The sequence below is a fragment of the Lonsdalea britannica genome (assembly GCF_003515985.1).
GTDB classification, from domain to species: Bacteria; Pseudomonadota; Gammaproteobacteria; order Enterobacterales; family Enterobacteriaceae; genus Lonsdalea; species Lonsdalea britannica.
On record NZ_CP023009.1, the window covers coordinates 3,480,978 to 3,494,328 of the forward strand.

Sequence of the window (13,351 nt, forward strand, 5' to 3'; positions counted from 1 at the left end):
TCGTTATTTTTTCAAATGTGGATGGACGTTGCAGGGCTTCTGGCGCGCGTCCAGTTGTTCTTGCAGAACGCGCTCCCAGGCGGTGCGGCAGGCGCGGGTCGATCCGGGCATCGCAAAAATCACCGTGCCGTTCGCCAGACCGGCCAGCGCGCGCGACTGTATTGTCGCCGTGCCGATATCTTCATAGGACACCATGCGGAACAGCTCGCCAAACCCGGCCATTTCACGGTCAAACAGCACGCTGATGGCCTCCGGCACTTTATCTCCGTCGGTAAACCCGGTGCCGCCGTTAATCAGCACTACCTGCACATGGTCACTCGCGATCCAGTCAGAGACTCGGGCGCGGATCTGATACAGATTTTCCGGCACGATGGCGCTGGCGACGACCTGGTGTCCCGCTTCCTGCGCGGCTTCGCGCAAATAGTCGCCGGAGGTGTCGTCCGCTTCGGTGCGACGCGAGGACACGGTCATGACTGCGATACGCAGTGGGATAAATGTTTCACTGGGCTGACTCATACTCTCTCCTTACTTCACTTCTATGTTCAACACGGGTTCACCCGCCAATAAAGGACAAGTTGGGCGTGATGCCGCTGTCGCCTTCGTGCAGAAAATGCGTCTCTTTTTTCAGCTTCAGGCCGCCCGCGATGCGATCTTGCAACGCCGCCAACTGGCTATCATCCGCCAACAAATCCCGCAGCGGGATCCCCTGCTCGCCGAACAGGCACAGATGCAGATTGCCTATCGCCGAAACGCGCAGCCGGTTGCAGCTCTGACAGAAGTTTTTTTCGTACGGCATGATCAGCCCCACTTCACCCTGATAGTCGGGGTGAGAGAATGTCTGGGCGGGGCCGTCGCTGCGCTGACGCGCCTGCGGTTGCCAGCCTTGCTGCAAGAGACGTGTGCGGATCGTCTGACCGGAGACATGATGACGACGAAACAGTTCGCGCCCTTCGCCGGTTTCCATCAGTTCGATGAAACGCAGCTGTATCGGGCGCGACTTGATCCAATGAAGAAAGGCGTTGAGGCTGCCGTCGTTGACGTCTCGCATCAACACCGTGTTGATTTTGACCTTGGGGAAGCCTGCGGCGAACGCCGCATCAATACCGGCCATGACTTCGCGAAACTTGTCCTGTCCGGTAATCGCGTGAAATTGCCGGGCGTCGAGGCTGTCTACGCTGACGTTGATATGGGTCAGACCGGCGTCGCGCCAACGCGCCGCCTCACGCGCCAGCCGATAACCATTGGTGGTCACGGCCAACGTTCGGATCGACGGGTTTTCCCGCACCGCCGCGATGATGTCGATAAAGTCGCGGCGCAGCGAGGGTTCGCCTCCCGTGAGCCGCACTTTTTCCGTCCCCATGGAGGCGAACGCCCGGCTGACGCGGCGGATTTCATCCAGCGACAGAAAGCGACGCGGAGTCTTGCCCTGGGGGCGGTAGCCATCGGGCAGACAGTAGGTGCAACGAAAATTGCAGACGTCCGTAATCGACAGGCGCAGGTAGTAGAACTTGCGCGCAAACGCGTCGGTCAGTTGATTCACCATAAACACCTTTCCAAATACGGGAGATGCGGGCATTTCTACCGCGCACCCTGGTGACCGAACAGGCCACGGCCTGAGCACCCTATTACGCGACCGGGCATAACGTAGGCATTCAGGCTAGGAGTTTTGATTTCGCTTCCGCGTGGTGTGACAACGTCAACGAAACCGTGATTTCAGCATAGAGTCTATCGCCAATATTGGCGACGAGTCACTGAAAATACGGTGTATATATCTGTATATAGCGGATTTTTCTTTTATTCCGATGGCATGGCTCGCCCCGGCAAAACTCGGCCTGGTCGTTCCCCACAGTGTCTGCCCCGAGCGTGTGGCAAGTCGCGCGCCGCACCGTTAAGCCCCGCTTTTTCAGCACAATTTTCCTTGTGCGTGATGCGCGACCGGCGGGCAGTGTGATATATATCCGCTACGTTTTTTTATTTATTTAATTAGGTGAGGCATCTATGCGTAATCTCACGTTGACCGATCTCCAGCGCGTGGTGGCTTTGGGAGGTGGACACGGTCTGGGGCGCGTAATGTCTTCACTTTCTTTTCTCGGCTCACGCCTGACCGGCATCGTCACCACCACGGATAACGGCGGATCGACCGGCCGCATCCGTCGCTCCGAAGGCGGCATCGCCTGGGGCGATACGCGCAACTGCCTAAATCAGCTGATCACCACGCCTAGCGCGGCCTCCGCCATGTTCGAATACCGCTTCGGCGGCAGCGGCGAACTGGCCGGGCACAATCTGGGCAATCTGATGCTCAAGGCGCTGGACAATCTCAGCGTCCGCCCGCTGGAGGCGATTAATCTCATCCGCAATTTGCTACAGATTGACGCCGAACTGATCCCGATGTCCGAGCAATCCGCCGACCTGCTGGCGACGGACGCGCAGGGCCTTCCGGTCTATGGCGAAGTCGCCGTCGATCAGCTGGCGACATTGCCGCAGGATCTGCGCCTGTTTCCCGCCGTGACCGCCACGCGCGAAGCGCTGGACGCCATCGCCAACGCCGATCTGCTGCTTATCGGCCCCGGCAGTTTCCTGACCAGCCTGATGCCCTTGCTGCTGCTGGAAGATCTGACCGTCGCCCTCTACCACAGCAGCGCGCCGATGGTCTATATCGCCAATCTGGATCAGGAGCTCAGCCCGGCGGCTTCGCAGCTCACCACCTCACATCAGATAGAAATGATTGAAGCCAAAGTGGGTCGACGGATTATCGACGCGGTGATCCTCGGTCCGCAGATGAACACGGATGCCCTCTCAGATCGCCTGCTGATCCAGCAACCGTTGGCGGCGGCTGACGTCCCCCACCACCACGACCGTCAATTGCTGCGCGAGGCTATCGCCCACACGCAGGAACAGCTGGCGTTAAACCTTCATCGTCAAACCGCCTGACCCTGTTTTCCGAACCGATTTACCCCTACGCAGACACTTTTGGATAAGGTTGCCGTCATCTCGACGGTGACCGTTTTGCCGCCCTGAATGTTATCCCCTTCACCGTCATGTTTGCCCCGTCAACGCGCCCTCAGCCGCCGCGATGACAGGATGATTGCACGCGTCCTGTTGATTCCGAACGGGTCTTTGTCTGGGCTGCTCAGTTAAGACCTTATGTGCATATCTATCGCCATATTTCTTGGTGGTGGTTCTCTTTTCTGCTTCATAGACTGGCCCTCAATTAAGCGTCCCAACCCCGCTCTGTGAGCAGCTCACAGCGTCCATTGAGGATCTCCAGATGGTGATATCGCAGGCCAAAGACAGCGCACCGCAATCTCAGGCCGACAGCGCGTGGGAACGTATTCGTCGCGATGTCCTGTGCTGCAAGCTGCTACCGGGGGCCATGATCACCGAACAGGCGTTGATGGAACGCTACGATATCGGCAAAAGCACCTGTCGGGTGGCGCTGGCGCGGCTGTGCCATGAAAACCTGATCCGTTCCCGTCCGCGCAAGGGGTATCAGATTGCGCCGGTCACGGTGCAGGACGTCGAGGAAATCTTCACCATCCGCGCTCAGCTGGAACCGCTGGCCGCGCGTCTGGCGGTGGGCCGGGTCGATCTCGATGAACTGCGCCGTCTGGAGGCCGCCTGCCGGGAGGAGATCAGCGCGCCGCTTTCCCGGCAAATCGACGTCTTCATGAACGCCAATAAACGCTTTCATCTGACCATCGCCCAGGCCTCCGGCAACCATCATCTGATCGCCATGCTGTCGAGCCTGATGGACGAAATGGCGCGGCTGGTGGCGCTGGGCTTCAACGTGCAGGGCACCAAGCCGGAAATCAAACACGACCACAATGCGATGATCGAGGCATTCAGTCAGGGCGATGCCAAGCGGGTAGAGCTAATCGCCCGCCGCCATATCGAAACCTTTCAGACGATGACGTTGGAAAAAGTCTACGCCACGCTGAGCCGCGACGGCGCATTGCTGCCCATTCTTGAACGGAGACTTCAGCCATGAGTTTCCAACCGCACGACACCCCGTTTGCATTTCCGCTAGAAGCGCGAGGCATTGATAAAACCTTCGGCGCGCTCCCGGTGCTGCGCAACGTCTCCCTGACGCTCGGTCAGGGAGAAATTCTGGCGCTGCTCGGCCCGTCCGGCTGCGGGAAAAGCACCCTGCTCAACATCTTGTCCGGGCTGGAAGACGCCGATCAGGGGACGCTGATGATTCAGGGCGAACCCGCCGCGCACTTCCGGCACTGGCAGCGCATCGGCTATCTGTTTCAGGAAGATCGCCTGTTGCCGTGGCGCACCGTACAGCAGAACGTGAATTTCGGTCTGGAGACACTGCGGCTCAGTCCGACCGAACGGCGACGTCGAGTGACTGAGGCACTGGAATTGGTGGGGCTGTCCGCCTTCGCTCGCTACTGGCCTTATCAGCTCTCCGGCGGAATGCGCAGCCGGGTCGCGCTGGCGCGCAGTCTGGTGACGCAGCCGGAGATCCTGCTGATGGACGAACCCTTCTCCAAACTGGACCCGCAAACGCGCAGCACCATGCACGACGAAATCCTGCGCATCCAGCGTCTGACCGGAATGGCTATCGTGCTGGTCACGCACGAAGTCGAAGAGGCCGTCGTGCTGGCGAACCGGGTGATGATATTCAAACCCAATCCCGGCCGCGTTCATCACATCCAGCACATTGAGTTCGCGCGCCCGCGTCTGCCGACCAGTCAGGCGGTCAGCGAACAGGTTCGTCTGCTGCGGATGGAGGTCTGACATGACGCGCTCACGTTCGCTGTCCACGCTGATCTTACAGCGCGTCACTCTACTGGCGATTTTCCTGCTGGCGTGGTGGTTATTGGCGCTGCGGATGCCCGCCTTCATCTTGCCGGGGCCGGAAAAAACCGCGCAGGCGCTGGCCATGCTTTGGCGTAGCGGCACGCTGCTGGAGGACGTCGGCATCACGCTGTCGCGCGTGGCGTTGGGCTTTGCTTTCGCGACGCTGGTCGGTACGCCGTTGGGCTTAGCGCTCGGCGCGAGTCGGCGTCTGGCGCAGTTTTTCGAGCCGCTGCTGGCGGTGTTCAACAGCGTCTCTTCGGCCATCTGGGCGATCTTCGCCATTATCTGGTTCGGCATCTCCAACGCGACGACGGTGTTCGTGGTGTTCATGACCGCGATGCCGCTGATCCTGACCAACGTCTGGCAGGGCGCGCAAACGGTGGAGTCGCAGTATCTCGAACTGGCGCGCAGCTTCCGCATGAACCGCTGGCAGACGCTGCTGAAAATCTACCTGCCGACGATCCTGCCCTACTTCTTCTCCGGCGCGCGACTGGCCTTTGGCTTCGGCTGGCGCGTCTCGCTGGTGGCCGAAACGCTGGGCGCGTCCAACGGCATCGGCTATCGCCTGCGACAGGCGGGCGATCTGGTTCAAACCGATCAGGTCTTCGCCTGGACGGTACTTCTGGTCTCTCTCATGCTGCTGCTAGAGGGGGGAATTCTTAAACCGCTGGAACGGCGTTTGTTCCGCTGGAAAAAACTGACCCGGGAATAACATGATGAAAATAAAAGTGGTTGCGGCCCTGATGGTCGCGGGGACGCTGTTCGCCCATGCCGCCTCGGCGGCGGAGAAAGTCCGCATCGGCTACTGGACCAGCGGCGTCAGCCTCGGGTACGGCGCCGTGCTGGAAAGCACCGAGTTTCTGGCGCGTCACGGCATCGACGCCGAATTCATTCACTTTCCCGACGTCAACGCGCCGGTGAAGGCGCTGGCCTCCGGCTCTATCGATCTGGCCTTTGGCGCCCCGCTGGCCGGAATCTTCAGTACTGCCGCCGAGGGCGTGCCGGTGAAGATTTTCGCCGCCACGCAGCCCGCCGACGTCCAGTTTGTCGTCCCGCAGGACTCTCCCATCACCTCGTTGGCGCAGTTGAAAGGCAAAAAGATCGGCATGTCGCCTGCCGGCTCCTCGGTCGCAGTGATCGCCAGCGCCATCCTTAACCGCAACTATGGCATCAAGCCCGCGGACTTCTCGCTGGTCGGGGGCAACGAATCACGGCTGGCGCAGTTCCTCTCGCAGAAGCAGGTAGACGCCGCCGCGCTGCGTTCGGTCACCATCGGACAGCTGGACGATCTGCACACCCGACCGCTCGGCAGCTTCGCAGACGAGTGGCGGAAAATTACGCACAGCGATGCGGTCCCCTACATCGGCGTGGGCGCCGTGCGCAGCGAATTTATCGAACAGCATCCCGACGCCGTGGCCCGCGTGATTGCTTCGCTACGCGATACGCTGAGCTGGGGTCAGGACCATCCGCAACAGGTGGTGCAACTGCTGCAAACCCACGCCAATCTCCCCCGCAAAGACGCCGAAGTCTATGTCGGCCGTTGGCAGAGCATGAACCGCCTGTCGTTTGAACCGGCGGATATCGACACGCTGAAACTGCAGCACAAGGTGTTCCTCGACAGTGGCGCCATCAAAGGCACGCTGAACGACAACCTGTTTGTGACCGGTCCGTATCAGCAGTCAAAAACCATCGCCCCTCAGGCCAACTAACCGCCCGACAGGAGACTTTTCGTGAGCAAAAATATGAAAGCGCTGGTGCTGACACAGCACGGCGATCTCGACCAGCTACAGGTCGTTGACACGCATCCGCGGCCGACGCCGCAACCCGGCCACGTCGTGCTGCGCGTGGGCGCCTCGTCATTCAACTATCACGACGTCTTCACCGTGATAGGCATGCCCGGAATCACTATTCCACTGCCCGTGGTTCCGGGTCTGGATTTGGCGGGCACCCTCGTCGACATCGGCGACGGCGTCGACGGCTGGCGCATCGGAGACCGCGTGCTGGTCAATCCGCTCAAGCCCGATGTCGGGCTGATGGGCGAAATGATTGACGGCGGTATGGCCGAGTATGCGCTGGCCGACGCCGCCCAGCTCATCGCCCTGCCCGACAGCGTCAGCTTCGCTCAGGCAGCGGCCTTACCGGTCGCCTACGGCACCGCCCATCGCATGCTGATCACCCACCACACGATCAAGTCGGGCGACCGCGTGCTGATCCTTGGCGCCAGCGGCGGCGTCGGTTCCGCCTGCGTGGTGCTGGCGAAACGACTCGGCGCGGAGGTCATCGCCTGCGTGGGCAGCGATGAAAAAGGCGGAGCGCTGCGGGCCTTGGGTGCCGATCACATCGTCAACTACCGGGAAACGGACTTCTCGCGCTGGGCCATCGCCACCTTCGGCAAGCCCCAACGACGCACCTATGAAGGCGGCGTGGACGTGGTCATCAATTTCACCGGCGGGGACACCTGGCGTCCATCGCTGCGCTGCCTGAAACGCGGCGGCCTGCTGCTGGTCTGCGGCGCGACCGCCGGATACGACCCGCAGGAGGATTTACGCTACGTGTGGAGCTTCGAGCTGAACATCAAAGGCTCCAACAGCTTCTACCAGGAAGATTTGGTCTCCCTCCTCGATCAGGTGGCGCGCGGTGAAATCGACCCGCTGATTGACCGCATTATCCCGCTGGAACAGGCAGCGGAAGGGCTGAGGCTGATCCGCGATCGCGAAGTCCTCGGCAAGGTTATCGTGACGCCCTGAGGGCAATTCTCCGACTAAAAAGGTAAAGCCCATGACGCAGTCCTCTACACCCTTAGATATCGCCGACGTTCAGGCCCGCCTGCTGGCAGGCCCTTATCATCAGTGGCTGGGCCTGAGCGTTGTCGCCGTCGGCGACGGCGAGATTGAGCTCACCGCACGCTGGCGTGAAGAGTGGGTCGTTAATCCGGCGGGCGGCTACACCCACGGCGGCATCCTCGCCGCCCTCATCGACCTCACCGCCGACTGGGCGCTGGTGGCCTTTACCGGCCACGGCGTGCCCACCCTGAACCTGCACGTGGACTATCACCGTCCGGCACGTGGCGATCTGCGCGCCCGGGGTCGGGTGATCAAACTCGGCAAACAGGTTTCCTGCGCGGAAGCCGAGCTGTTTGACGCCGAGGGACGTCTGGTCGCCAGCGGCCGCGGCCTCTATTCAACGGCGACCGCGTGAGGCACGATCAATGACGCTCTCTCTGGACCATGTGGTGCTTAATGCCCGATTCGACACCGACCGGGCCGCGACCCTCCTGCAACAGCTGGGCTTTACGCTCACGCCGCGCGGTCGCCACTCGTTGGGATCGATCAATCATCTCATCATGTTCGAGGGTCACTATCTGGAGATCCTCGGCCTGCCGCCGGACGAAGCGCCTCGGCGACGGGAGCTGCTGGATGGGCCGGGCGGTCTGGACGGGCTGGTGTTCGGCAGTCAGGACATCGACGCGAGCGTCGACCAGCTACAGACGGCGGGATTCGCCACCCAGCCGGTCAGCCACTTCTCACGCCCCGTCACGTTGGACGGACAGGCGCTGGCGGCGCGTTTCAGCACCGTGTATCTCGCCGCAGGCAGCTTCAGCGCCGGGCGCATCTATTTCTGCCAGCACCATACGCCGGAGCTGGTCTGGCGCGATCCGTGGCTACGGCATCCGAACGGCGTCACGCGCATCGGCCAGTTGACCGTGGTGGGCCGCGATCCGGACGCGCTGGCGCAGCAGTATCGGGGGCTGGGCGCGCTGACGCCGTCATTCTCGCTGGCGTTTCTCCCTCATGACGCCTTTGCGCAACGCTATCCCTCGCTGATCGCCCTCGACGACGCGCGAGACAGCCAGTTCGCGGCGCTTCGTTTTCACGGCGGCGACCGTCCGCAAATCGCTGAAAACGCGCGGGCGCTCGGCTTGCCGGTCAGCGAACGGCCCGAACAACTGGTCGTCGCGCTCCCGATGTTCAACCACCTACTTGAGTTTCTGCCATGACCGCTCGTAACCTCGGCGTACTGGACACCAATCTACGCAACAGCCCGTTGACGGCGCTCATCGCCCCGCAGGATGAAGGGCCCGCCCTCACCTACCGCTATGAGCAGCTCAATCAACAGGCCGATGCGATCGGTCGCGCGCTGCTGGCGCGTGGATTCGAACCGGGCTGTCGGGTGGCGATTCTGGGACTGAATTCCATACCCTATATCACCGCGCTGCTCGGCATCCTGCGCGCCGGGCTGGTGGCGGTCCCGATCAACATCAAGCTGCCGACCAACACCCTGCACGCGATTGTGCGAGACAGCGGCGCCGTGCTGGCCTTCGCCGACGAGGCGCAGCGACACCGTCTCCCGCCCGCGCTGCCGTACGTCTCTTTCAGCGATGACGCATGGCACGCGTTTGCCGACCCCGGACCGTTGACGCCGTATCAGGCGCGTCCGCAGGATCTGGCGCTGCTGCTGTATACCTCCGGCTCCAGCGGGATGCCCAAAGGCGTGCGTCTGACGCACGACAGCCACCGGTGGGTCGTCCAGACGCGCCGCGACGCAGGCGAACTTGAGGGGGAACGGCTGCTGATCGCCGCGCCGTTTTACCATATGAATGCGCTGGCGTTGATCCTGTTATCGCTGGCAAGCGGCGTCAGCGCGGTGATCCTGCCGCAGTTCACCGCCCCGGCCTACATTCGCGCCATTCATGACTTTCGCTGTAGCTGGCTGACCGCCGTGCCGCCGATGATCGCCATGATGCTGCACGAGAAAGCCCTGTTGGCGAGCAGCGACATGACCTGCGTGCGCGTGGTGCGAATGGGATCGGCGCCGGTCAGCGCCAGCCTGCTGACGCAAATTCGTCGTTTACTGCCCACCGCCCGCATCATCAACGCCTACGGAACAACCGAAGGCGGTCCGGTGGTTTTCGGCCCGCCTCCCGACGGGCTGGAACCGCCCCCGCTGGCGACCGGCTATCCGCATCCGGAAGTGCAGCTGCGATTGAGAGATGCGCATGGAACGCTGTCGGACTACGGCGTACTGGAGATCAACAGCCCCGCGCTGATGCAGGGTTATCACCAGCGGCCGGACATTCCCCCACCGTTCACGCCGGATGGCTTCTACCGCACCGGCGACATATTTCGGCGCGACGAGGCGGGGTTCTACACCTTTGTGGGTCGTCACGACGATATGTTTGTCTGCGGAGGGGAAAATATCTACCCGAGCGAGGTGGAGCAACTGCTGGAACGCCACCCGGACGTACAACAAGCCTGCGTGGTGCCGGTGGACGATGAGATCAAGGGCGCCAAGCCGGTCGCCTGGGTGATTTTACGTCCGGGACGGCAGTCTGACGAAGAGACGCTCAAGGCGTTTGCGCTGACGCACGGCGCGGCCTACCTGCATCCCCGCCGCATCTGGCTGCTCGACCGTTTTCCGCTGGCGGGCACCAATAAGATTGACCGCAGCGCGCTGAAGGCGGAGGCCGCCCGGCGCATGCGGGACGACTCGCCGCGCTAGCGTTGCGTATCGTCAGGCTGACACAGCCACGGCGTCACGGTGAGTCCCACTAAAATCCCCTCGGGACTCAGGAATCGCGTCACCCGTTGCTGCCAGGGTTCCAGCCGGTTTTCCACCAGCAGTGAAATGCCCTGCTGTTTGAGGCGCTGTGTGGCCTCGGCGAGATCGCTCACCTCGAACTCCAGCCAGCTCTGGGGAACCGGATACTGTTCCGGCCAACGCTCGTCGCCGAAGCAAGACTCACTGGCCTGCGCCAACGGCCAGAGGGCAAAGTGCTTCGCCCCATCCAGCGCATCGGTGAGCAAATAGTCCGGGTTGTCGGGATAGGGTTTTAGAGGGAGCTGCAACATATCGACGTAAAACGCGGCGCTGTCCGGTGCCGACGTCGTGATCGGGCCAAAGCCCGCGATAAACAGCACATCGATACCTGACGTTAACGTATCCATCGCGGGTCCTTTTGATCGTCTAGGTCATCATGCCGCCATTACGAGGCGGCGATAAACTGCGCCCGCAGCGCCTGAACCTCGTCGCGCAGGTTGGCGGCGTCCTCGAATTCCAGATTCTGCGCATGTTTCAACATTTGCGCTTCCAACTGGGCGATCTTTTGCTCCAGCGCCTTCGGGGTCAGCAGTGCGTAACTCGCATCCGGCTCGGCGGCCTGACGGCCACGGCCCTTGCCCTTGTGGTTCGGCGACTGGCCGATTTGCAGAATATCGCCGATTTTCTTGTTGAGCTTCTGCGGCACGATGCCGTGCTGTTCGTTGTGCTCCTGCTGTTTCTCTCTACGACGCTGCGTTTCCGAGATCGCACGCTCCATCGACGGGGTGATCTTGTCGCCGTAAAGAATGGCTTTACCGTTCAGGTTACGCGCGGCACGTCCGATGGTCTGAATTAATGAGCGCTCGGAACGCAGGAAGCCTTCTTTATCCGCATCCAGGATCGCCACCAGCGAGACCTCCGGCATATCCAACCCTTCTCGCAACAGGTTGATCCCGACCAGCACGTCGAACTCGCCGAGTCGCAGGTCGCGGATGATTTCCACCCGCTCAACCGTATCGATATCCGAGTGCAGGTAGCGGACACGCTCGCCGTGCTCCTCCAGATATTCCGTCAGGTCTTCCGCCATCCGCTTGGTCAGCGTCGTGACCAGCACGCGCTCGTTGATGGCGACGCGCTTGCGGATTTCCGACAGCAGATCGTCCACCTGCGTGGACACCGGCCGCACTTCGATGATCGGGTCCAATAAACCGGTGGGACGCACGACTTGATCGATAACTTCGCCGCCAGACTTCTCCAGTTCGTACTTGCCCGGCGTCGCCGACACATAGATGCTCTGCGGCGCGAGCGCCTCAAACTCCTCAAACTTCATCGGTCGGTTGTCCAGCGCCGACGGCAGACGGAAACCGTACTCGACCAGCGTTTCCTTGCGCGCCCGGTCGCCGCGATACATCCCGCCCAGCTGCGGAATTGTGACGTGGGATTCATCGATCACCAGCAGGCCGTCCGCCGGCAGGTAGTCGAACAGCGTCGGCGGCGGCTCGCCCGGGCCGCGACCGGACAGATAGCGGGAGTAGTTTTCGATGCCGGAGCAGTAGCCCAGCTCGTTCATCATCTCCAGATCGAACGTAGTGCGCTGCATAATGCGCTGCTCTTCCAGCAGCTTGTTATTGGCGAGCAGGATTTTGCGACGGTCGCCCAGCTCGTCCTTAATCTCTTCCATCGCCTGCAGAATACGCTCGCGCGGCGTGACGTAGTGCGTCTTGGGATAGATGGTAAAACGCGGCACGTTGCTGATGATCTGCCCGGTCAGGGAATCAAACAGCGACAGCCGTTCCACTTCGTCGTCAAACAGCTCCACGCGGAGCGCCACGTCGTCCGATTCCGCCGGATAGATGTCGATGACATCGCCGCGTACCCGAAAGGTACCGCGCTGGAAAGCCTGATCGTTACGGGCATACTGCAATTCCGCCAATCGACGCAGGATATCCCGCTGCCCGATCAACATGCCCTGAGACAGGTGCAATATCATTTTCAGATACAGCGCCTTGTCACCCAGACCATAGATTGCCGAGACGGAGGCCACCACCACGACATCGCGACGCTCCAGCAGCGCTTTGGTCGCGGAAAGACGCATCTGTTCGATATGCTCGTTCACCGAGGCATCTTTCTCGATGAAAGTGTCAGAACTCGGTACGTAGGCTTCCGGTTGGTAGTAGTCGTAGTAGGAGACGAAATATTCCACCGCGTTCTCCGGGAAGAACTCTTTCATTTCGCCATACAGCTGCGCCGCCAGGGTTTTATTGGGCGCCAGCACCATCGTGGGCCGGTTGAGGTCGGCGATGACGTTAGCCACCGTGAAGGTCTTGCCTGAACCGGTAACGCCCAGCAGCGTCTGGTGTGCCAGACCGTCTTCCAGACCTTCCTTTAGCCTGCGAATGGCTTCCGGCTGGTCGCCTGCAGGTTTGTAGGCGGAATGCAGTTTAAATTCTTTACTCATGAGCTGGGCTACCTGATTGGAGAAGATGAAAGAAACGACGGTCGGTCACGAAGTCGACTTCCTCAGTATGGAAAGCGATCGGGTTGAATGCCAGCCACATGATACTGGATATAACCCCAGCCTCAAGTTTTGTGTGCCGCGATAGCATATTGCGATGGCCTTAGCCAGCGCGAAAATGCATCTTATCCCCAGCTGTCACCGCAGTGACATTAAAATGTATTGAACGTTGACCGGAATTTACACAACTCGCCAGCGGCGCGAGAAATGACGCTTGATTTTAATTAAGCTATTGATTTTTATTACATTGACCAAAAAGCCGAGAATACCGTCAACCTGAGCAAAACCCGCGCCAGCTCTCGTCTGGATGCGTTTTTCTAATCCTCATACACACGGTTATCCACAGAAATGGTGGATAACTCCCACAAGAGCCCGGTGGTCCTGAGTTGGAGATAGAGACCCGAACTCACTGTATGGGGATGCAACCATTTTTTTAAACTTTATTTTCTGACGTAATGATGATCCGGCGAGGCGAAAAAAGGCGCTTGT

At 60.7% G+C, this 13,351-nt stretch carries 13 protein-coding genes and 1 riboswitch; of the genes, 9 read left to right on the forward strand and 4 right to left on the reverse strand.

Annotated features, from left to right (window positions below; translation table 11 throughout):
- Positions 1–3 precede the first annotated feature (3 nt).
- Both moaB and moaA read right to left on the reverse strand, forming a co-directional pair.
- Entirely contained in the window at positions 4–516 is a 513-nt protein-coding gene (gene moaB, locus CKQ53_RS15990; protein ID WP_085651572.1) for a molybdenum cofactor biosynthesis protein B, read from the reverse strand.
- Positions 517–553: 37 nt separating this feature from the next.
- Positions 554–1,543: a GTP 3',8-cyclase MoaA gene (gene moaA, locus CKQ53_RS15995; RefSeq protein WP_094118204.1), complete on the reverse strand. Its 990-nt coding sequence runs from the start codon at positions 1,541–1,543 to the stop codon at positions 554–556.
- Positions 1,531–1,676, reverse strand: a riboswitch (molybdenum cofactor riboswitch). (Overlaps the previous gene by 13 nt.)
- 322 nt (positions 1,677–1,998) lie before the next feature.
- On the opposite strand from moaA, the gene yvcK reads away from it, so the two are divergent.
- From yvcK to CKQ53_RS16040, 9 genes are all read left to right on the forward strand, one after another.
- Positions 1,999–2,931 carry a uridine diphosphate-N-acetylglucosamine-binding protein YvcK gene (gene yvcK, locus CKQ53_RS16000; protein ID WP_085651570.1) on the forward strand — a complete coding sequence of 311 codons (933 nt, stop codon included), beginning with the start codon at positions 1,999–2,001 and terminating at the stop codon, positions 2,929–2,931.
- A 337-nt stretch (positions 2,932–3,268) separates the two neighbouring features.
- The gene (locus tag CKQ53_RS16005) at positions 3,269–3,988 is read left to right on the forward strand and encodes a GntR family transcriptional regulator (RefSeq protein WP_094118205.1); all 720 of its coding nucleotides are present in this window, start codon (positions 3,269–3,271) and stop codon (positions 3,986–3,988) included.
- Positions 3,985–4,746, forward strand: a complete 762-nt coding sequence (locus tag CKQ53_RS16010) for an ABC transporter ATP-binding protein (RefSeq protein WP_094118206.1) — start codon at positions 3,985–3,987, stop codon at positions 4,744–4,746. Before CKQ53_RS16005 ends, CKQ53_RS16010 begins: the two co-directional genes overlap by 4 nt.
- A 1-nt stretch (position 4,747) precedes the next feature.
- On the forward strand, positions 4,748–5,521 hold the full coding sequence (locus CKQ53_RS16015; RefSeq protein WP_118895171.1) for an ABC transporter permease: 774 nt from the start codon (positions 4,748–4,750) through the stop codon (positions 5,519–5,521).
- A gap of 1 nt (position 5,522) precedes the next feature.
- Positions 5,523–6,518 (forward strand): ABC transporter substrate-binding protein, encoded by a 996-nt coding sequence (locus tag CKQ53_RS16020; RefSeq protein WP_244200962.1) that lies wholly within the window; start codon positions 5,523–5,525, stop codon positions 6,516–6,518.
- Positions 6,519–6,539: 21 nt separating this feature from the next.
- Positions 6,540–7,556, forward strand: a complete 1,017-nt coding sequence (locus CKQ53_RS16025) for a quinone oxidoreductase family protein (protein WP_094118207.1) — start codon at positions 6,540–6,542, stop codon at positions 7,554–7,556.
- 31 nt (positions 7,557–7,587) lie between these two features.
- Positions 7,588–8,007 (forward strand): PaaI family thioesterase, encoded by a 420-nt coding sequence (locus CKQ53_RS16030; RefSeq protein WP_118895173.1) that lies wholly within the window; start codon positions 7,588–7,590, stop codon positions 8,005–8,007.
- Positions 8,008–8,017: 10 nt separating this feature from the next.
- Positions 8,018–8,806 (forward strand): VOC family protein, encoded by a 789-nt coding sequence (locus CKQ53_RS16035; protein ID WP_094118209.1) that lies wholly within the window; start codon positions 8,018–8,020, stop codon positions 8,804–8,806.
- Positions 8,803–10,308 (forward strand): class I adenylate-forming enzyme family protein, encoded by a 1,506-nt coding sequence (locus tag CKQ53_RS16040; RefSeq protein ID WP_118895175.1) that lies wholly within the window; start codon positions 8,803–8,805, stop codon positions 10,306–10,308. Before CKQ53_RS16035 ends, CKQ53_RS16040 begins: the two co-directional genes overlap by 4 nt.
- Here the strand turns inward: CKQ53_RS16040 and CKQ53_RS16045 are convergent.
- Together CKQ53_RS16045 and uvrB are read right to left on the reverse strand one after the other, a co-directional pair.
- On the reverse strand, positions 10,305–10,754 hold the full coding sequence (locus CKQ53_RS16045) for a VOC family protein (protein WP_094118210.1): 450 nt from the start codon (positions 10,752–10,754) through the stop codon (positions 10,305–10,307). The genes CKQ53_RS16040 and CKQ53_RS16045 overlap by 4 nt on opposite strands.
- 38 nt (positions 10,755–10,792) lie before the next feature.
- Positions 10,793–12,805, reverse strand: a complete 2,013-nt coding sequence (gene uvrB, locus CKQ53_RS16050; RefSeq protein ID WP_094118211.1) for an excinuclease ABC subunit UvrB — start codon at positions 12,803–12,805, stop codon at positions 10,793–10,795.
- Positions 12,806–13,351 lie beyond the last annotated feature (546 nt).

Coding starts and splice junctions, on each gene's coding strand:
- moaB (WP_085651572.1), bottom strand. CDS start 516: ATGAGTCAGCCCAGTGAAACATTTATCCCACTGCGTATCGCAGTCATG.
- moaA (WP_094118204.1), bottom strand. CDS start 1,543: ATGGTGAATCAACTGACCGACGCGTTTGCGCGCAAGTTCTACTACCTG.
- yvcK (WP_085651570.1), top strand. CDS start 1,999: ATGCGTAATCTCACGTTGACCGATCTCCAGCGCGTGGTGGCTTTGGGA.
- CKQ53_RS16005 (WP_094118205.1), top strand. CDS start 3,269: ATGGTGATATCGCAGGCCAAAGACAGCGCACCGCAATCTCAGGCCGAC.
- CKQ53_RS16010 (WP_094118206.1), top strand. CDS start 3,985: ATGAGTTTCCAACCGCACGACACCCCGTTTGCATTTCCGCTAGAAGCG.
- CKQ53_RS16015 (WP_118895171.1), top strand. CDS start 4,748: ATGACGCGCTCACGTTCGCTGTCCACGCTGATCTTACAGCGCGTCACT.
- CKQ53_RS16020 (WP_244200962.1), top strand. CDS start 5,523: ATGATGAAAATAAAAGTGGTTGCGGCCCTGATGGTCGCGGGGACGCTG.
- CKQ53_RS16030 (WP_118895173.1), top strand. CDS start 7,588: ATGACGCAGTCCTCTACACCCTTAGATATCGCCGACGTTCAGGCCCGC.
- CKQ53_RS16035 (WP_094118209.1), top strand. CDS start 8,018: ATGACGCTCTCTCTGGACCATGTGGTGCTTAATGCCCGATTCGACACC.
- CKQ53_RS16040 (WP_118895175.1), top strand. CDS start 8,803: ATGACCGCTCGTAACCTCGGCGTACTGGACACCAATCTACGCAACAGC.
- CKQ53_RS16045 (WP_094118210.1), bottom strand. CDS start 10,754: ATGGATACGTTAACGTCAGGTATCGATGTGCTGTTTATCGCGGGCTTT.
- uvrB (WP_094118211.1), bottom strand. CDS start 12,805: ATGAGTAAAGAATTTAAACTGCATTCCGCCTACAAACCTGCAGGCGAC.